General features: G+C 70.6%; 15 protein-coding genes. 4 read left to right on the forward strand and 11 right to left on the reverse strand.

Annotation, left to right across the window (positions count from 1 at the left end):
- Positions 1-13 precede the first annotated feature (13 nt).
- On the reverse strand, positions 14-1792 hold the full coding sequence (gene ilvD / locus HC031_RS24900) for a dihydroxy-acid dehydratase domain-containing protein (RefSeq protein WP_167927841.1): 1779 nt from the start codon (positions 1790-1792) through the stop codon (positions 14-16).
- 100 nt (positions 1793-1892) lie between these two features.
- Positions 1893-3497: an amidohydrolase family protein gene (locus HC031_RS24905; protein ID WP_167927842.1), complete on the reverse strand. Its 1605-nt coding sequence runs from the start codon at positions 3495-3497 to the stop codon at positions 1893-1895.
- Between the two features lie 133 nt (positions 3498-3630).
- Here HC031_RS24905 and HC031_RS24910 point away from each other — a divergent pair, with 133 nt between their 5' ends.
- Entirely contained in the window at positions 3631-3780 is a 150-nt protein-coding gene (locus HC031_RS24910) for a hypothetical protein (protein WP_167927843.1), read from the forward strand.
- 9 nt (positions 3781-3789) lie between these two features.
- Here the strand turns inward: HC031_RS24910 and HC031_RS24915 are convergent, their stop codons facing one another.
- Positions 3790-5301: a M81 family metallopeptidase gene (locus tag HC031_RS24915; protein WP_167927844.1), complete on the reverse strand. Its 1512-nt coding sequence runs from the start codon at positions 5299-5301 to the stop codon at positions 3790-3792.
- A 287-nt stretch (positions 5302-5588) separates the two neighbouring features.
- On the opposite strand from HC031_RS24915, the gene HC031_RS24920 reads away from it, so the two are divergent.
- Positions 5589-6440, forward strand: a complete 852-nt coding sequence (locus tag HC031_RS24920; RefSeq protein WP_167927845.1) for a fumarylacetoacetate hydrolase family protein — start codon at positions 5589-5591, stop codon at positions 6438-6440.
- Between the two features lie 43 nt (positions 6441-6483).
- On the opposite strand, the gene HC031_RS24925 is transcribed toward HC031_RS24920, so the two are convergent.
- Entirely contained in the window at positions 6484-7680 is a 1197-nt protein-coding gene (locus tag HC031_RS24925) for an alanine racemase (protein WP_167927846.1), read from the reverse strand.
- Positions 7681-7852: 172 nt separating this feature from the next.
- On the opposite strand from HC031_RS24925, the gene HC031_RS24930 reads away from it, so the two are divergent.
- On the forward strand, positions 7853-9163 hold the full coding sequence (locus HC031_RS24930) for an aspartate aminotransferase family protein (RefSeq protein WP_167927847.1): 1311 nt from the start codon (positions 7853-7855) through the stop codon (positions 9161-9163).
- 24 nt (positions 9164-9187) lie between these two features.
- A complete protein-coding gene (locus HC031_RS24935; RefSeq protein ID WP_167927848.1) occupies positions 9188-12034 on the forward strand; it encodes an FAD-binding and (Fe-S)-binding domain-containing protein in 2847 nt (948 codons plus the stop codon).
- 23 nt (positions 12035-12057) lie between these two features.
- On the opposite strand, the gene HC031_RS24940 is transcribed toward HC031_RS24935, so the two are convergent.
- The 7 genes from HC031_RS24940 to HC031_RS24970 form a co-directional block, all read right to left on the reverse strand.
- Positions 12058-12828 carry an SDR family NAD(P)-dependent oxidoreductase gene (locus HC031_RS24940; RefSeq protein WP_167927849.1) on the reverse strand — a complete coding sequence of 257 codons (771 nt, stop codon included), beginning with the start codon at positions 12826-12828 and terminating at the stop codon, positions 12058-12060.
- Positions 12825-13670, reverse strand: a complete 846-nt coding sequence (locus HC031_RS24945) for an ATP-binding cassette domain-containing protein (RefSeq protein ID WP_167927850.1) — start codon at positions 13668-13670, stop codon at positions 12825-12827. The genes HC031_RS24940 and HC031_RS24945 overlap by 4 nt, the downstream gene beginning before the upstream one ends.
- Positions 13667-14650, reverse strand: a complete 984-nt coding sequence (locus HC031_RS24950) for an ABC transporter ATP-binding protein (RefSeq protein WP_167927851.1) — start codon at positions 14648-14650, stop codon at positions 13667-13669. The genes HC031_RS24945 and HC031_RS24950 overlap by 4 nt, the downstream gene beginning before the upstream one ends.
- A complete protein-coding gene (locus HC031_RS24955; RefSeq protein ID WP_205863218.1) occupies positions 14647-15555 on the reverse strand; it encodes an ABC transporter permease in 909 nt (302 codons plus the stop codon). Before HC031_RS24955 ends, HC031_RS24950 begins: the two co-directional genes overlap by 4 nt.
- A complete protein-coding gene (locus HC031_RS24960; RefSeq protein WP_167927852.1) occupies positions 15552-16499 on the reverse strand; it encodes an ABC transporter permease in 948 nt (315 codons plus the stop codon). Before HC031_RS24960 ends, HC031_RS24955 begins: the two co-directional genes overlap by 4 nt.
- 95 nt (positions 16500-16594) lie before the next feature.
- Positions 16595-18175 (reverse strand): ABC transporter substrate-binding protein, encoded by a 1581-nt coding sequence (locus tag HC031_RS24965; protein ID WP_167927853.1) that lies wholly within the window; start codon positions 18173-18175, stop codon positions 16595-16597.
- 142 nt (positions 18176-18317) lie between these two features.
- Positions 18318-19223: an SMP-30/gluconolactonase/LRE family protein gene (locus HC031_RS24970; protein WP_167927854.1), complete on the reverse strand. Its 906-nt coding sequence runs from the start codon at positions 19221-19223 to the stop codon at positions 18318-18320.
- Positions 19224-19228: the final 5 nt, after the last annotated feature.

The following is a 19228-nucleotide window of genomic DNA, read 5'->3' on the forward strand; positions in this document are numbered from 1 at the left end:
GGACACGCTGCGCTCAGTGCTCGATGCGGGTCTCCAGGCCGCCTCCGAACAGTGCCGGCCTCGCCAGGGCAGTGTACTGGCCGAGAGCTCCACGATGGACGACCTGCGGACGGGGCCAGTCCGCCTTGCGGCGGCCCCACTCCTGGTCGATCTGCTCGGCGGTCGCGGGCACGCCCCTCAGGCCGACCACCCGCAGAAGCCGGCGCGGGATATCGATCTCCACCAGGTCCCCGTCCTCGACGAAGGCCAGCGGGCCGCCGTCCATCGCCTCCGGATAGGCGTATCCGACGCAGGGACCGCGGCTGGCTCCTGAGAATCGGCCGTCAGTGACGAGCGCGGTGGTGGATGCCAGCACGGGGTTGGACGCGATCAGTTCCGAGAGGAAGAACATCTCCGGCATGCCGTTCGCGCGTGGCCCCTGGTAGCGGACGACGACCACATCGCCCGGCTGGATGCGGTCATCGAGCAGCGTGGCGATCGCGTCCTCTTCGCGGTCGAACACGCGCGCGGGGCCGGCATGGGTGAGCATCGACGACGCGACAGCGTGTGACTTCACGATGGCGCCGGTGGCGAGATTACCGGACAACAGTACGGTCGAGCCGGAATCGTACACGGGGTCGTTCAGCGGGCGGATGACCTGCTCGGGTCGCAGCCGGTAGTTTCCGAGAAACATCGCGGCATGCTTCTGCAACTGGCTACCGTTGAGCCGCTCGAGGTTCTCCCCCACCGTCGCGCCGGTGACGGTGACGCAGTCGAGGTGCAGTAGATCCTTGATCTGCGCCATCAGCGCCGGGACACCACCGGCGTACCAGAACAGCTCGGTCGGGTACCGGCCGGCGGTCTTGGCATCGACCAGGACCGGCGTACGCCGGTGGATCGCGTCGAAGTCCTCGGCCGTGAGCGGCACACCGGCCTCGCGCGCGATCGCGATGAGGTGCATGACCGCGTTCAGGGAACCGCCGATGGCCGCGTGTACCGTGACCGCGTTCTCGAAGGCCTCGCGGGTCAGGATCTGCCGGGCAGTCACGCCGGCCGTCAGCAACTCGACCGCGCGCTCCCCTGCCGCCCGCGCCATCCGACGGATCTCGGCCATGGTGGCCGGCACGAGCGCACCCCACGGCAGGGCGAGCCCCAGCGCCTCGCTCATCACCTGCATGGTCGCGGCCGTGCCCATGTACTGGCACGCCCCGCAGCCCGGACACGCGAAGCGCTGGAAGGCCAGGAACTCCTCGAAATCCAGCGTCCCCTGGTCGACGGCCACCTTCATGCTCCACAGCTCCTCGTTGGAGCGGAACTGGGGACCGGCCGCCATCGCGCCACCCGGGATGTGCACCGACGGCAGGTCCAGTCGGGCGATGGCGAGCAGGTGCGCGGGCACCGCCTTGTCCCCGGCCGACGACAGGACCATCGCGTCGAACGGCGTGGCGTTGGCGTGGATCTCCACCATGTTGGCGATGAACTCCCGCGATGCCAGCGGGTACCGCATGCCGTCGTGCGCCTGCGCGACCCCGTCGCAGATGTCCGTCGTGGTGTACTCGCCCGGCTTGCCGCCGGCCTGCAGCACGCCTTTCGCCGCCTCGGCGCCCAGTTCGCGCAGCGCGTAGGAGCTCGGGTGGGACGAGCCGGCGGTTGTCTCGACCAGCACCTGCGGCCGGCCGAGGTCCTCGACGGACCAATCCATGGAGAGGCGGAGCGCGTCGCCTTCGAAGCTCATCCGGCGTACCCGCTGGCTGGCGAGTTCGCGTGGGACCTCCGTCGGGTTCTGGTCCCCCGGCGTGGATGTGGGTTGCACCTTCGGGCTCTTTTCTGCAATGAGGCGGGCGAGTTTCTGCAGTGGGGCGGGCGAGCGATGTCTCGCGTCATGGCCGGCGCGGCGGCGCGCTACCAGTCGGTCAGGCCGGTACGTGGCGTTCCCGCCGTAGCAGCCGTCCCGGGCGGGCCGCCGTCTGCACTCCTTCATCGACGCAGACGTCGCCGTTGACCAGCACATAGTCGACCCCTACCGGCGGCTGGGCGGGCTCGGTGAAGGTGGCGGAGTCCGCGATCGACGCGGGATCGATGACGACCAGATCGGCGTACGCCCCAACGGTGACCCGGCCCCGGTCGCGCACCTGCAGCCGGTCCGCCACCGCGCCGGTCATCTTGTGAACGGCGCCGGCGAGGGTGAGCAGCCCCTGGTCCCGGACGTACCGGCCGAGGATGCGCGGGAAGGTGCCGAAGCCACGCGGGTGTGGCTTGAGCCCACGCTGATCGAGCGGTACCGCCGAGCCGTCGGATCCCACCAGCGAGAGCCGGTGCGCCAGGAACGTGGTCATGTCGGCCTCGGTCCGGTAGAAGAGGACGACCTGCACGCTGTTGCCGTGCTCCAGGCACAGGTCGAGCGTGAACGACACCGGGTCCACGCGCGCGCGGGCGGCGGCCTGCTCGATCGTCAGGCCGACACAGTCCTCGCGCCCCGGACCGCTGCGGCTGATGACCACCCGGTCCCAGAACCAGGGAATGCCCCCCATCCAGCCGGCCGCCAGTTCCCGCTCCGCGCGTTCGCGCACCGCCGGATCCGACAGCAGCCGGCGCATCTCCTCGGTCCCGCCGGCCTGTACCCAGGCGGGCAGGTACTGGGTCAGTGAGGACGACGACGCGTCGTAGGGGTAGACGTCGAAGCGCACGTCCAGGCCGGCCGCCTCGGCCTGCTCGAACAGGGCCACGGCCTCTGACGCACGCCCCCACTTGCCCGGCTCGTTGATGGCCGCGTGTGAGAACTGGAGCCTGGCGCCGACATCGGCGCAGGTCGCGATCGCTTCCTCGATCGCCGGGAACCCGCGACCGTGGGACTCCCGGCAGTGCGTGCTGTAGAGCGCGCCCCGGCTGGCCACCACGCGCACCAGTTCGCGTACCTCGTCGGTGTCGCCGTACCCGGACGGGATGTGTGTCAGCCCGGTCGACAGTCCGAAGGCGCCGTCGTCGAGGCTCTGCGCGACCAGCCGGCGCATCTCGTCGAGCTCGTCCGGGGTCGGCCGTCGCTGCTCCACCCCCATCACGGCGACGCGGATCGTGCCGTGGCCGACCAGCGGGGCGACGTTCAGCGCCGGCGGAGACCCGGCCAGCCGCGACGCGTACCCGTCGAGCGTGCGCCAGGTGAGTTCGACCGGATCGTCCCCGATCCTCGCCAGGTGGTCGGCGTGCAGGTCCAGCCTGTCCTCGGACAGCGGGAACGCGGAGAAGCCGCAGTTTCCGGTCACCTCGGTGGTGACGCCTTGCCGCACCTTGCTCTCACCGGCCGGATCCAACAGCAGGCTGACGTCGGAATGGGTGTGGATGTCAATGAACCCCGGGCAGATGACCCTTCCGTCCACGTCCACGACGCGGGCGGCCGATCGGCCACGCAGGTCGCCGATCTCCACGATGCGACCGCCGGACACGGCGACATCGGCGGTGAACGGCTCGCTACCCGTTCCGTCGACGACAGTCGCGGATCGCAGAATCAGGTCAGCAGCCACGGCGCCCCCATCTCACGCGAGTATCGGCGGACGCTCACCTACCCTGGCCGGCGGGCGTCCGCTCTGCCATATGAAACCACGGTCTACTGTCTAGTGGAATGGACATTTCATTTTTTGCGCTGAGCCCGGCCGGGTGACGGGCGAGCGAGCGCACGATCGGACCGACGTTCCCCTGCCCGCCACCACCACACTGTGGCACCTGCGCGGGGCCGCCTCGGCGCGCGACGTGCGGACCGCCGTACGCGCCGGCAGCCGCCGGCCCGGCTCCACCGGGCCGGCGTAGCCTGCCGGTCTAACCCGGAAGAGACCACTCCACGTCGGGGTCCAGCGGGTACAGCGGGCGCGGCACCCGCGTGAACGGCATCAGCTCGATGCGCGAATCGGACGGCCCTCGTGTTGCGACGTCGAGACACTCCGCGGCGATCGGTTCGAAGAACGCGCGGTAGCCACCTGCCGACTTCGTCACGACGACCGCGGCGTCGCGCGGATCCAGTCCGACGTGCAGGTACAGCTGGTAGTCAAGCTGGCTGGCCGGCCGCTCGGTCACCACGACATGCAGATGCCGGCCAACCCGGAGCACCACGGCCGTCCCCAGGTCGACGGGGACCGGCGGGTACAGCGACTCGTACCGGCCGTTCGTCACGGTGACGACGGTTCCCGTGACCTCGACCGGCGTGTGGAACTGCGGCGCCAGGCGGCCACCGAGGCGTAGGGTCACCTCCGAGCCGATACCGGCCTCCGCGAGGCGCCGGGCGGCGGGCGCGTCCGTGACGATGACCTGAGCCCGGGCGGTGAGGTCGGCTCGCGACAGGGCTGCCAGCACCTCCGCCCCGTCCCCGGTCGACCCGGCGGAGACGCTGTCGGCGCCGTCGCCGATGACCACCGGCCCCCGACCCGCGGGTATCACGGCGGCCCGCACCAGGGCTTCGTCGATCGGCAGCTTGGGGGCCAGTACCCGATGCCGCCGGTCCCACACCAGCTGCGCGATCTCGTCGGCCCGGCGCTGGGCCAGCTCACCGGCGCCGTCGGCGACGACCACGGCGGTCCACCCCAGCTCCGGTACGTCGAGCCAGGGCTGGGTCATGAACAGCGAGGCGTCGAGTATGCCGGGCTCCTGTTTGATCTCGTGCAGCCGCGCCATGACCTCGCTGATCGGCGGGTGGTTCGTGTCCTGCCCCTCGGACGAGGTAATCATCGGGACGTTGCGCCACGCGATGACGGGTCGCGCACCATCCAGCGCGGCGAGCAGCAGTCGCATCGCCCGCTCTCCGGTGGAGACCATGTCGACGTGGGGCAGCGTGTGGTAGCCCGCGATGAGCGGCGTCGCCCCGGCCATCCGAGCGGTGAAATGGCAGTGGAGGTCGAAGGAGGCGGCGACGGGTACGCCCATGAGGTCGGCCACCGCCGACAGCAAGTCGCCCTCGACGTCCGGCTCGTCCTCGGCGACCATCGCGCCGTGCAACTGCAGGTAGATGCCGTCGACCTGCCCGCGCAACGGTGCCAGCCCGGCCAGGAGCCGGTCGCGCAGGAACGGGTACACCCCGGCCGCGACCGTCGGGCCGCTCATCGCGCCGGCGGCGGTCGTCGGCACGACGTCCACGCCGTTCGCGCGCGCCACCGCCAGGGCGCCGGCGATGGAGTCCAGCCCCTGCCCGACGGTGAGAACCTCCGCGCCGTCGGCGTAGGTGGACGCTCTGAACGCGTCGAGCCCCTGCGGTCCGGGCGCGAACGTGTTGGTCTCGTACATCAACGAGGCGAAGGCGACCCGCCTCGTGCCGGACGTCGGGTGAGGCTGGTTGGTCACGCTCATACTCCTCGTGGAGACCGTGGTTTCAGCGCTGGGCGATGGTCCCGACCGGCGGACGCGGCCGGGAACCGGGCACGGCAGCCGTCGTCCGGCGGCCCGACACACCGCGCCGGACACTACTGTTTCGCCTGATGAAAATAACGTACCATTTCTGCACTCAACAGTGTGAGATCGTCACGGGACCGCGTCGATGCGGACGCTCACCATCCGGCCACTGCGGCAGGCCTCGGATGGGTGGGCGATCCGGGCAGACACCAGCCCCGCGCAGACCCTGAAGGAGAACAATGCGCTTCCTTCGCGTAGGCGAACCCGGCGCCGAACGGCCGGTCGTCTCCGACGACACCGATGCCACGTTCGACCTTTCCCCGCTCACCGCCGACGTGGACGGCTCCTTCCTCGCCGACGACGGCATCGGGCGTACGCGACAGGCGCTGGCCGACAACGCGTTACCGCCGGTCGACATCACCGGCGTACGCCTCGGGCCGCCCGTCGCCCGGCCGCACGCCGTCTGGTGCATCGGCATGAACTACGCCGCCCACGCCGCCGAGTCGGGCGCGGCACCGCCGTCGGTTCCGGTGCTGTTCTTCAAGACGCCGAACACGGTCGTGGGGCCGAACGACGACGTCCTGATCCCGCGGGGCTCGATGAAGACCGACTGGGAGGTAGAGCTGGCTGTGGTCATCGGCCAGCGCGCACGGTACCTCGACTCCCCGGCCGACGCCGGCCGCCACATCGCCGGATACACGATCGCGAACGACGTCTCCGAGCGGGCCTTCCAGCTCGAACAGTCCGCCGGGCAATGGTCGAAGGGCAAGTGCTGCGAGACGTTCAACCCACTCGGCCCCGCCCTGGTGCCGGCCGACGAGATCGACGCCACAGCGCTGCGGATCCGGTCCTGGGTGAACGGCGAGCCGCGGCAGGACTCCACCACTGCGGACCTGATCTTCCCCGTCGACTACCTCGTGTGGCACCTGTCGCAGGTGGCGGCGCTCGAACCTGGCGACATCATCAACACCGGCACGCCGCAGGGTGTCGCGCTGTCGGGGCGCTTCCCGTACCTGAAGCCGGGCGACGTGATGGAGCTGAGCATCGACGGCCTGGGTACCCAACGCCAGGAGCTTCGCCGCGCGGACTGAGCGGGTGGGCGTGCCGGGACCGGCCCCCGGCACGCCCACCCGCCTAGAACCAGGTGGTCACGGCGCCGACGACCGCGTCCTCGTCGTCCAGCACCGGCACCAGCGGCCACTTGTCGAACGCCGTGCACGGATGGCACGGACCGAGCCGGAGGACGTCCCCTACGCGCAGGCGTCCGTCGTGTGCGAGGTAGGCGTGCTGGTCGTTCAGCTTCGTCACGGCGACGCCGTCGACCGGCACCGCCTGCCCGTCGCGTCGGCAACCGAGAACGACGGGCAGCTGGGTGTCGTACGGCGCGTCACGCTTGCCGAACGCCGCCAGCGCAAGGCCCGCTTCCGGCGTGGAGACGATGGCGGCCCACAGTTCGAGCGCCGGCCGCAGCGCCCCGAGCGGATGGTCGGCCTCCGGCGCGAGCGGAGGTATGTCGGCATGGTCGCCGTAGTCGTGTGTCGCCGTCCCACCCGAGCGCACCACCAGGCGCAGGCTCCGGCTGAGCACGGGCCGTTCGGCCAGCGCGAGGCGGTCCGGGAAGGCGGAGCCGCCGGCAGTCAGCAGGATCTCGTCGACGCCATCGAACATCCCCAGCTCGTCGAGGTGCGCCACCGCGTCGATGAGCGCGGCGACGTACTCGTCCACGCAGGCGAGGGATTCGGCGTCGCGGCCGCCCGGCAGGATGCCCTCGAAGCCCTCCACCCCGGCGAGCACGAGCGTCTCGCTGGCGAGTACCGCTCGGCCCACCCGTTCCAGCTCGTCGAGGGTGCGGGCGCCGGTCCGGCCGCCGGGCAGGCCGAGCTCGGCAAGGACGGGCAGCGGCGCCCCCGCCCGCACCGCGGTCAGGTTCCGGTCCAACGCCCGTACCCCGTCCACCGAGTCGACCAGCGGCAGCACGGTCAGGCCGGGGTACTGCCGGAGCAGCCCCGCCAGGGCACGAATGTTGGCCGGATCGACCACCTCGTGCGCCAGGATGATCCGACGTACTCCCCACTCGGCGAGCAGGCGGGCCTGGTGGACGGTTGCCGCGGTCATGCCCCACGCTCCCGACTCCAGCTGCAGCCGCACGATCTCCGGCGACAGATGGGTCTTCGCATGGGGCGCCTGTGACACCCCACGCTGGGCACACCAGGCGGCGTGCAGTCCGACGTTGTGCTCGATCGCGCTGCGGCGCACCGTGAGCGCGGGCAGGAGGAGGTCGTCGAGGCGCCAATTCTGCGCGCCGACCAGGTCGGCAGGAATGTCCGGCACCGGGAGACTGCGGTAGCGCGGACCACCGGTTCCGTTGTGGGAAGAGCTGTTTCCGCCGCCATCGGCGCACCACATTGACCGACTCATCGCGCGATAGTAGCGTGAAGCAATTGGAACCGGTATTCCATTCTGTAAAACCCAACGACGTAGTCGCTCAACCGCGGGAGACGGAATGACGATCGCTGCATGGCCGGCGTCACAACAAGCATGGGAGCGGACCAAGGCCTCGCTGGGCGGCGGCGTCTCGACCGGTCTACGCGCCTCGATGAAACCGCACCCCATCTTCTTCCAGGGCGGACAGGGCCCTCGGCTGACCGATCTGGACGGCAACACCTACCTCGACTACGTCCTCGGCTGGGGTCCGGTGATCCTGGGGCACGGCCACCCCGGCCTCACCGAAGCCGTCAGCCGGCAACTGCCGTTGGGCGCCACGTACGGCTCGGGGCACCTCCTCGAGGCAGAGGTCGCCGAGAAGGTTCTCGCGCGCATACCCGGCACGGAGCGCGTCCTGTGGAGCAACACCGGTTCGGAGGCGACCCAGGTCGCCCTCCGCCTCGCCCGCGCCGCCACCGGCCGGCACCGCTTCGTCAAGTTCACCGGGCACTACCACGGGTGGTCCGACACGATGCTCGTCGGGTACCGCCCCGGCCCGGACGGATCGCTGGGCCTCGGCAGCCTCGGCCAGAATCCCGCAGCGATGGAGGATCTCGCGCTGGTCACGTGGGGCGACCTGGAAGCGACCGCCGACCTGCTGAAAGCGCCCGACTCGGACATCGCGGCCGTATTCTGCGAGCCCGTGCTGTGCAACTCCGGTGTGCTCGCACCCCCGCTCGGATTCCTCCAGGGCCTACGCGACCTGTGCGACGCCACCGGCACCATCCTAGTGTTCGACGAAGTCATCACTGGCTTCCGGATCGGATCGGGCGGCGCCGTCACGCGGTACGGCGTGACGCCGGACCTGGTCGTCCTCGCGAAGGCGATCGCGGGTGGCTACCCACTGGCGGCCGTGGCCGGTCGCGCCGAGATCATCGACCGCACCACGAAGGGCGTCGTCCACGCCGGCACCTACAACGGCAACCCGGTTGTGCTCGCGGCGGGCAGCGCGACCCTCGACGCGCTCGCGGAGCCCGATGTGTACGAGGACTTCGAGCGGCGCGGCACGGCCCTGGCCGACGGCATGCGGGCGGCGCTGGCCCGCCACGGTGTACCGTCCACAGTGCACCAGGTCGGTCCGGTCGTGCAGTGCATCGCCGGAGTCGAGAACGCCGACTCGTTCGACGCGTTCCTGGCCGCCGACCAGGAGTTCTACGACCGGCTCGGGGTGCAGATGCTGCGCCGCGGCGTTTTCACCCTGCCCGGCGGCCGGTGGTACCTGTCGACCGCACACAGCGACGCCGACATCGCGCAGACGGTCGCGGTCTTCGACGAGTCGCTCGCGGCCACCCTCTCGCAAGGGCCGGGCCCCGTGGCCAAGCGGGCCTGACCGGCATCATCCGGAAAGGCCACCATGGCTGTCAACCGACCCCTGGACCGGTCCGCCCTCGAGGCGCTGCGCGCCCTGAGCGATCCCGGAAACGTACGGACCCGGCCCATCGACCTCGCGGCGATGGCCCACGACGCCTCGCACTACCTGCGGCAGCCGCGCGTCGTCGTCACCGCGCGCGACGCCGACCACGTCGCCGGACTGCTCCGCCTCGCCGCCGACAACAACCTTCCCGTCACGTTCCGGTCGGGCGGCACCAGCCTGTCCGGACAGGCGGGCAGCAACGACCTCCTGGTTGACACCCGCCGGAACTTCCGGCGGGTCGAGGTCCTCGACGACGGCGCGCGCGTCCGGAGCCAGCCCGGCGCGACAGTCCGCGCGGTGAACGCCCGGCTGGCGCCGTACCGCACCAAGCTCGGGCCGGATCCGGCCAGCGAGGCCGCCTGCACCGTCGGCGGAGTGCTGGCGAACAACTCGTCCGGGATGGCCTGCGGCACCGCCCTCAACGCCTATCACACGCTACGGTCCATGACGTTCGTCCTGCCCTCCGGCACCGTCGTCGACACCGCCCACACCGGCGCCGACGACCTGCTGCGCACCCGCGAGCCGCGGCTGTGGCAGGGCCTCGCAGAGCTTCGCGACCGGGTACGCGGAAACGCCGACTCCGTCGCCCGCATCCGCCACCAGTTCTCCATGAAGAACACCATGGGGTACTCGCTCAACGCGCTGCTGGACTTCGACCGCCCAGTGGACATCCTGAGCCACCTGCTGGTCGGCTCCGAGGGAACGTTGGCGTTCATCGCCGAAGCGGTCTTCGACACGGTGCCGGTCCGGCCGCACGTCGCGACCGCCCTGCTCGTGTTCGACTCCCTGCGACAGGCCACGGACTCGGTACCCGGGCTGCTGGCGGCCGGCGCGCGTACCGTCGAGCTCATGGACGCGGCGTCACTGCGGGTCGTCCAACGTGAACCGCAGGGCGCAGCGGTGCTGGCCGGCGTGCGGGTACGGTCACACACCGCCCTGCTGGTCGAACTGCAGGCGGCCACCACCGGGCAGCTCGACGCCGAGCTGGCAGCGGCGTCGTCGGTTCTCGCGACGCTCGCACTGTCCACCGCGGCCCGGTTCACTACCGACCCGGCGGAACGCGCCACGCTCTGGCACCTCCGCAAAGGCCTGTACACCCTCGTGGCCGGGGCGCGTCCGTTGGGCAGCACGGCGCTGCTGGAGGACATCGTGGTGCCGCTCGACCGGCTCACCGACACGACCGAGCGGCTCACCGCGCTGTTCGCCCGGTACGGGTACGACGACGCCGTCATCTTCGGCCACGCCAAGGACGGCAACCTGCACTTCCTGATCAACCCGCGCTTCGACGACCCTGACGAGCTGAGCCGGTACGAGGCTTTCACGGAGGACCTCGTCGACCTGGTGCTCGGCGCGAACGGCTCGCTCAAGGCCGAGCACGGCACCGGCCGCATCATGGCGCCGTACGTGCGCCGGCAGTTCGGCGACGAACTGTACGGGGTGATGCGGGCCATCAAGGACCTGTGCGACCCGGCGGTTCTGCTGAACCCTGGCACCGTCCTCAGCGACGACCCGCGCACTCACCTCAAGGACCTCAAGATCCCGCTGCCGGCCGATCCGGCCGTGGACACCTGCGTCGAGTGTGGATACTGCGAGCCGGTCTGCCCGTCACAGGACCTGACGACCACGCCCCGGCAGCGCATCGTGATCATGCGCGAGATCGCGGCGGCGGATGCTGCCGGAGACACCGCGCGCGCCCGAGCGCTTCGACGCGATTTCGGCTACGACGCCGTCGACACCTGCGCGGCGGACTCGATGTGCCGGTCCGCCTGCCCCGTCGGCATCGACACCGGCTCCGTCATGAAGGCCGACCGCGAGCGCCGGCACTCGGCCACCGCGCAGCGCGCGGGGGCGACCGCCGCCGCGCACTGGGGCGGCACGGTCAACGGACTCCGGGCGGCCCTGCGCGTCGCCGACGCGCTACCCACCAACGTGCTGTCGGCCGGCAGCAGGGCGGCCCGGCGGATCCTTTCCGAGGACTGGGTGCCGCAGCTCGGTGCCGATCTGCCCGGCGCGGGCCCGCGGCGGCCCCGGCCCCGAACGCCGGGCGACGCGGCCGCCGTGTTCTTTCCGGCCTGTATCAACGCGCTGTTCGGACCCGCTGTCGACGGGGACGACACGATGGCGGTGGGAGCCGCGACCGCCTTCCAGTCGCTGTGCGAACGGGCCGGGCTGGCGCTCGCCGTACCGGACGGCGTGGCCGGGCTGTGCTGCGGCACCCCGTGGAAATCGAAGGGGCTCACCCGCGGGTACGACGTGATGGCGCACCGGACGTTCGAGGCCGTGTGGGCGGCGTCGGACGGCGGACGCCTCCCCGTGGTCTGCGACGCCTCGTCGTGCGGGCTCGGCCTGCGCGAAATCGGCGCCCACCTCACCGGCGACGCGGCCGACAGTTTCGCCGCCCTGCCCATCGTGGACGCGGTGACGTACACGCGCACGGACGTGCTGCCCCGACTCACCGTCACCCGCCGGGTGGCGTCGGTGGCGGTACATCCGACCTGCTCCAGCGAGCATCTCGGCTCGACCGCCGATCTGCTGGCGCTGGCGGACGCCTGCGCCGACTCGGTCACCGTGCCGGCGACCTGGCGCTGCTGCGGGTTCGCCGGCGATCGGGGCCTGCTGCACCCCGAGGTGACCGCGGCGGCGACCCGGCCCGAGGCGGCCGAGCTCGCGGGTGCCCGGTTCGACGAGTACGTGTCGAACAACCGCACCTGCGAGCTGGGCATGTCGCGGGCGACCGGCCACACCTACCGGCACATCCTCGAACTGCTGGAGGCGTGCACCCGGTGACCGCGGGGCGCGGCGACGCGCCGTCAGTACATCACCCAGCCGCCGTCGGCGTTTATCACCTGGCCGGTGATGAACGCCGCCTCGTCGCTGGCAAGGAACACGAAGGCGCCGGCGAGGTCCTCGGCCAGGCCCCGGCGCGGAATCGACTGCAGCGGCAGGATCTCCGCGGCGACGACCGCCGGGTCGGCCTCGAGCTCGACCTCGTTCTCGGTACGGATCGCGCCGGGCATGACCGCGTTGACCCGTACGTAGTGCGGGCCCAGCTCACGGGCGAGCGCACGGGTCATGCCGAGGATCGCTGCCTTCGAGGCCGTGTAGTGCACGGCCCACGGCTGCCCGGTGCGGACCATCACCGAGGTGAGGTTGATGATGCAGCCGCGCGTCGCGATGAGGTCGTCGCGGACCGCCTTGGCCAGCAGCCACGTGCCGCGCGTGTTGACCGCCTGCACGAGATCCCACTGCGCCACCGAGATGTCCTGGTACGGCGACCGTCCAGACGCCGCGGCGTTCGCGACCAGGATGTTCAGCGGGCCGAGCGCCTCCCGGGCCTTCGCCACCACCTCGGCCGGCCCGGTCGGTTCGGCCAGATCACCGGCGAGGGCGACCGCCTGCCCACCGCCGGCGCGAAGCTCATCGGCCAACTGCTCGGCCAGTTCGGCCATGGCGGCTGTGGGCTCGTGCGCCAGCGCGACGCGGGCGCCCTCGGCGACGAAGGCGCGCGCGACCGCCGCGCCGATACCGCGCGAGGCCCCGGTGATGAGCGCCGTACGCCCGGCGAGCCGACCCGTACTCATAGCAGTGCACTTCCTTCCAGACCCTTTTCGACGGTGAGCACCGAGTCGACCAGCGCCTGGGTGGCCTCGGCCGTCGGGTGACGGAACAGGTCGGCGGGGCGGCCGGTCTCGACGATCCGTCCCGCCGACATCACCGCGACCCGGCTGGTCGTATAGGCGACGACCGACAGATCGTGCGCGATGAGCACGAGGGTGAGCCCGAGTTCGGCCACCAGGTCCTTGAGGAGGTTGAGCACCTGGGCCTGGATCGAGACGTCCAGCGCCGAGACCGGCTCGTCGGCGATGACGACCTTCGGGTGCGGCATCAGCGCCCGCGCGATCGCGATGCGCTGCAGTTGGCCGCCGGAGAACTCGTGCGGGTACTTGCTCAGCACGTCGACGCCGAGCCCGACCTGCTCGAGCACCTCGCGTACGCGGGCCTTCGGATCGACGTCGATGTGCAGCGCCCGCAGCGGCTGCACCAGGGATACGCCCACCGTCATCCGCGGGTCGAGCGACGAGCGTGGATTCTGCAGTACCACCTGCACCGACCGCCGGAACTGCCGCCGGCCGGCCCCGTCGAGCGACCAGACGTCGCGCCCCTCGTACTCCATGACCCCCGCGGTCGGCCGTTCGCGCCCCACGAGTACCCGGGTCAGGGTCGACTTGCCGGATCCGGACTCCCCCACCAGCCCGACGGCCTCGCCGGGCATGGCGTGGAAGTCGACGTCCTGGAGCGCCGCCAAGCGTTCCCGCTGCCCGAAAAGGGACTTGCGCGCCAGCTTGTACTCCTGGCACACGCCACGGGCCGCGATGATCGGGACGGCGTCGGTCGCGGCGGTGTCCGCCGTCCGCGCGGTCATGCCCCTACCACCGGCGAGTGCGCGTCGAGGGGGTGCCAGCAGGCGGCCTGGGAGGTGTCGCCTTCGAGCTCCGGCACAATCTCGCACTGGGCGGTGGCGCGGTCGCACCGGGTCCGGAAAGGGCAGCCGGTCGGCATGGCGTGAAGTGGCGGGACGCTCCCGCGGATGGACGGCAAGCGCGTCGTCCCCTCCAGCTCGATGTTGTCCAATGTGGGCTGGGACTCCAGGAGCCCCTTGGTGTACGGGTGGCGCGGGGAGCGGAACACCTCTCCCACCGGCCCCTGCTCCACGAGCCGGCCGCCGTACATGACCATGACGTAGTCGCACATCGCCGCGATGACGGGCAGATCATGGGTGATCATGAGCAGCGCGCTGCCGCGGTCCTTCACCGCGCCATCGAGCAGCCGGAGCACCTGCTTCTGCACGGTGACGTCGAGCGCCGTGGTCGGCTCGTCCGCGATGATCAGCTGCGGGTAGCACGCGATGGCCATCGCGATCATCACCCGCTGGCGCTGCCCGCCCGACAATTCGTGCGGGTACGCGCGCAGCAACTGCTCCGGCCGTGGCAGGTGCATCTGCTTGAACAGGTCGAGCACCCGGGCTCGCGCCTCGTCCCGGGTCACCTTCGTGTGGCGCCGGATCACCCAGCTCACCTGCGCGCCGACGCGCTTCGTGGGGTTGAGCGCCGACAGCGGGTCCTGGAACACCATCGAGACGGTGCGGCCTCGGCGGTTGGAGAACTCGCGGTCGGAGATGGTCGTGAGGTCGACGTTGTCGTGGAGCACCTGCCCCTCGGTGGTCCAGCCGGGTTGGAGCAGCCCCATCACGGCCAGCGCGGTCAGGCTCTTGCCGGCGCCGGACTCGCCGACGAGGCCGACCCGCTGCCCCGCCCGGATCTGGAAGTCGACGTTGCGCACGGCCTTCAGGTCATCGCGTCGGACCACCAGCCCACGCACGTCGAGCACGGTCTGCGTCGTCATGAGCTCCTCTTCCGAAGGCGCGGGTCGAGTACGTCGCGCAGGCCGTCGCCCAGCATGTTCAGGCCGAGCACGGCGAACACGATGGCCAGCCCGGGCCAGATCGCCAGCGGGCCGGACACGCCGACCGTGTCCTGCGCCTCCTTGAGCAGCATGCCCCAGGAGACCGCCGGCCGGTTCACGCCGACGCCCAGGTAGGACAGGCCCGCCTCGGTGAGGATTCCGGCGGCGAAGTACAGGGTGAACTGCACGATCAGTACCGAGAAGATGTTCGGCAGCACATGCCGGGCGAGGATGAAGACCTTGCGCCGCCCGTACAGTTCGGCGGCCGTGACGTAGTCCTCGGCCAGGACGCGCAGCGCGGCCGCCCGGACCACGCGGGTGAAGGACGGTACGAAGAAGACGGTCAACGCGAAGATCGTCGAACCGACCCCCGCGCCGACCGTCGCCGCCAGCACCAGCGCGAACACGATGCCCGGCATCGCCAGGAGAATGTCCACGCCACGCATGATGGACTCGCTGACCACCGGCCGCGCCGCCGCGGCTGTCAGGCCGCTGATCGTGCCCAGCACTACCCCGAGCAGGGCCGCGCCCGCTGCCACGGTGATCGAGGTACGGGCTCCGACCATCAGTGCGCTGGCGATGTCGCGGCCGAGCGCGTCGGTGCCGAGCAGGTGCCCGTGGGACCCGGCCGGCAGCAGCCGATCCGCCGGCGCGGCCAGGTTGGGGTCGGCCGGCGTCCATACCAGCGACAGGGCGGCGACGGCGACGAGGGCCACGGTCATGACGACGCCGACGACGAGCGACGCGTTACCGAGAACGCGTCGACCCACGCCGCCAGTGGGTACGGGGCCGCCGCCTGACGCCAGTTCGTGCGACGTCATGGCGCCTTCGGCAGCGCTGCTCATCGACTCACCCTCACTCTCGGGTCGAGCACGCCGTACAGGATGTCGACGATCAGATTCACCACGAGCACGAACGCCACCATGATCATCACGGTGCTCTGTACGACGATGACCTCGCGCGCCTGCACCTGGTCGAGAACCATGCGGGCCAGCCCCGGCAGCGAGAAGACCTGTTCGATGATCACTGTGCCGCCGATCAGCTCGGCCGCGAGCAGGCCCACGACGGTCACCAGCGGGAGGGACGCGTTGCGCACGCCCACCCGCAGGAGGGCACCCCGCTTCGTCATCCCCGAGGCGCGCGCCGTGCGGACGTAGTCCTCGTTCATCACGTCGAGCACCGCCGTCCGGGTGTACCTGCTCAACGTCGCCGCCATCACCAGCCCGAGCGCGATGACCGGCAGCGCGAGGGACCGGATGGAGTCGATGGGCGATGCCGACCAGGGCACCCACCCACCGGTCGGCAGCCAGCCGAGACGCACCCCGAAGAACAGCGACAGGAGCACGCCGGCCCAGAACACCGGGATGGCGATCCCCACCTGGCTGGTGAACGCCACGAACGCGCCGATGGGCGTACCGACCTTCGTCGCCGCGTACGTGCCGACGGGCACCGCGATGAGCAGCGCCAGGATCATGCCGGCGAGGGCCAGTGGCACGCTGACCGGCAGGCGTTCGAGGAGCAGGCTGGTGGCCGGCTCGCGGGTCCGGAACGAGATGCCGAGGTCACCCCGCAGCATCCCCCAGGCCCAGTCGAAGTACTGCACCGGCAGCGGGCGGTCCAGGCCCAGCTCCTTGGACAGCGCGGCGATGGCCTCCGGCTTCGCGGCCTTGCCCAGCATCACGGAGGCGACGTTGCCACCGGCTAGCCGGATCAGGGCGAAGATGAGGATCGACGACGTGATGAGCGCCATGACGAAGAACGCCAGCCGGCGCGCGAGAAAGACCAGCATGCCTCTCCAGTTTTTGAGGCGGTGTATGGAGTCCGGTCAGGGGGGCACGCCGCCAGGCGCGCCCCCTGACCGTCACTTCTGGACGGTTTCCACGGCTACCAGTGCAGGTTGGCGAAGTCGATGTCGACGAGGATCTTCGGCTCCTGCCAGCCCTTCAGGTCCGGCCGGAGCAGCCCCACGCCGCTCTTGGACAGCAGCGGGACGATCACCGCGTCCTTCTTGAGCACGTCGTCCGCCTGCTTCATCAGGTCCTCGTACTCCTGCTTGGTTTTCGCCGCGTCCGCCTTGTTCATCAGGTCGGTCATCTCCGGGCTGCAGTAGGTCGTCCAGCCCATCTGCGACTGGTCCGCGCACGCGAACTGCGTGATCGGGGCCGGGTCGGACATGACGGTGATCCCGAACTGCGGCGGCTTCTGCTGGAAAATCTGCTGCGAGTACCGGGCCAGCGTGATCGCGTCCCGCTTGACCTTCACCCCGGACCCGTTGAGCTGCTGGATCAGCAGGTCCGCCGGCAGGGACAGGTCCGGCACGTCGCTCAGCGAGGCGAATTCGAGCTCCTCGCCGTTGTAGCCGGCCGCCTTCAGATCGTTCTTCGCCGCGGCGGTGTCGAACGGTGCCGGGCAGCTCGCCTTGCTCTCCTTCTCGAACCAGGAGGTGTTGTCGAGGCCGTAGCCGCAGGTGGCCTTGGCGCCCCACGGTGCGTTGAAGGCGTCGATGAACTGCTGGCGGTTGAACGTCTCGGCCAGCGCTTTGCGCAGGGCCGGATTGTTGTAGGGGGCCTGCGTGGCGTTGAACGTCACGTAGAGCATCTCACCGACCTGCGGGTAGGTGATGAGGTTGAAGGTGTCGCCGAACTTCTCCTTGGTCAACCGCTCCCACTTGTCGATCGTGATGACCGGGAACGCGTCGACCTCGCCGGCGCGCAGGGCGTTGAGGGCCGCGGTGCCGTCGGGCATGATGCGGACCTCCACCTCCTTGATGCTCGGCGCTTTGCCCCAGTAGTTCGGGTTGGCTTTGAAGATCATGTTGGTGCCCTGCACGTACCGGTCCAGCACGTACGGGCCGGTGCCGATCGGCTTCGTGGCGATGTTGGCGGCCGCGGCCTTCGGCTGGATGAGCGCGGACATGCCGCCCATGCCGTGGATGAACGACTGGCTGGGCCGGCTGAGCTTGACCGTCACCTCGTGGTCGCCGGTGGCCTGGATCGTCTGCACCGCGGTGTAGGGCGCCGAGTAGGTGGTGATCGGGCTCTTGCGCATGGTCTCGAGCGAGTAGACGACGTCGTCGGCGGTCACCGGCGAGCCGTCGGAGAACTTCACATCGCGGATCTTGAAGGTGTAGGTGGTCTGGTCGTCACTGACCTTCCACGACTCCGCGACGTTCGGCTGAGCGTCGCCGTTCTTGTCGAAGCTCAGCAGCGGCTCGACCACGTTGCCGGGCAGCCACAGGATCAGCGCCGTCAGGTTGTTCTTGACGTAGTCGAGCGTGCCCGGGTCCTGTGACGCCACCAGAACGAGCTTGTTGGCCGCTTTGCGGGCCGACGCGGGCAGGTAGCCGCCCTTGGTCTTGGTCCCACCGCTCCCGGACGAGCTGCACGCGGCGGTGAGAAGCAGCGCAGCTCCCACGACCGCGGCCACGGCGACCCGGCCCATTCTTCGTGCCTGTCGGCGAACCATGTGTGCACCTTTCATTGCGGAAGCAAGGTGGACCATTCATTGGTTAGGTTTCGCTGTGTGAAATAGAGTGTTCAGTATCAGAAACATGGAGCGGCACGGTCAAGGCTTCCGGCCGGGCCCACTGTCAAGTTTTGGTTACGGATCAATGTCCTGGCCGCGCCGCCGGCACCGGGCCCGCCGGCACCGCCACACGCGCCCGGAAAAGGCGTCCGGCCAGCGGGTCCGCCGCAAGGGCGGCCTCGTCCATGCCCTCCTGGGCTGAGGTGATCAGGACATCGCGGCCGTCGGCTCCGCCCAGGGCCACACTGGTCACCCGCGGGGTCGGCACCTCGATGACCGTGTCGACCCGGCCTTCCACCAGACGCCACGCCTGCCCCGACCCGTACAGCGCGACCCACAGTCCACCGTCGCGGTCGAGCGCCACCCCGTCGGGAAGCCCCCGCGGTCCCGCATCCGGGTCGCCCGGAGGCTCGGCGGGGAACGTCACCGTCCGGTGTGACCGGATGACGGTCGCTCCGCCCGCGTCCACCTCGTGCCGCCACAGACAACGGTCGAGTGAGTCGGCGTGGACGAGCACCGTCGACGACCGCCACGCCATCCCGTTGGACAGCGCGAACCCCTCCGCGGCGACGCGCGCCGTACCGTCCGGTTCGACGACGTACAACCGACCGGATCCCGGCAGGCGGTCCGGATGTACCGCACCGATCCACAGCCGACCGTCCGGGTCGGCGACGCCGTCGTTGAGCACCCAGCCGGCCGGCAGGTCCAGGCGTGACCAGACGCGGGGCGCGGCGGCGCCGGAGGCGTCCACCAACAGGAGATCGTTGCCGCTGGCGACCACGACCGGCCCGTCGGCAGCCGGGTGCACGAGGCTGAGCCGGCCGCCGGTGCGCAGCAGCGCGACCGCCGTCGCGCCGCCGGCGGTGAGCGCGGCGTCCGCGGTCCACAGCACCCCCGCCTCGGCATCCACCCACCACCAGGCGCCGTGCGCCCACCGCGGGCTCTCTCCGAGCGCGCACGCGGGCGCGTCGACGGGTTCGGCGGTCACCGTCG

This window comes from Planosporangium thailandense (genome assembly GCF_011947195.1).
Lineage (GTDB): Bacteria > Actinomycetota > Actinomycetes > Mycobacteriales > Micromonosporaceae > Planosporangium > Planosporangium thailandense.

Excerpts from the sequence above, each read along its gene's own strand:
- HC031_RS24960 (WP_167927852.1), bottom strand. The coding sequence starts at position 16,499 with ATGCTGGTCTTTCTCGCGCGCCGGCTGGCGTTCTTCGTCATGGCGCTC.
- HC031_RS24930 (WP_167927847.1), top strand. The coding sequence starts at position 7,853 with ATGACGATCGCTGCATGGCCGGCGTCACAACAAGCATGGGAGCGGACC.
- HC031_RS24920 (WP_167927845.1), top strand. The coding sequence starts at position 5,589 with ATGCGCTTCCTTCGCGTAGGCGAACCCGGCGCCGAACGGCCGGTCGTC.
- HC031_RS24965 (WP_167927853.1), bottom strand. The coding sequence starts at position 18,175 with ATGGTTCGCCGACAGGCACGAAGAATGGGCCGGGTCGCCGTGGCCGCG.
- HC031_RS24945 (WP_167927850.1), bottom strand. The coding sequence starts at position 13,670 with ATGACCGCGCGGACGGCGGACACCGCCGCGACCGACGCCGTCCCGATC.
- HC031_RS24955 (WP_205863218.1), bottom strand. The coding sequence starts at position 15,555 with ATGAGCAGCGCTGCCGAAGGCGCCATGACGTCGCACGAACTGGCGTCA.
- HC031_RS24935 (WP_167927848.1), top strand. The coding sequence starts at position 9,188 with ATGGCTGTCAACCGACCCCTGGACCGGTCCGCCCTCGAGGCGCTGCGC.
- HC031_RS24940 (WP_167927849.1), bottom strand. The coding sequence starts at position 12,828 with ATGAGTACGGGTCGGCTCGCCGGGCGTACGGCGCTCATCACCGGGGCC.
- HC031_RS24950 (WP_167927851.1), bottom strand. The coding sequence starts at position 14,650 with ATGACGACGCAGACCGTGCTCGACGTGCGTGGGCTGGTGGTCCGACGC.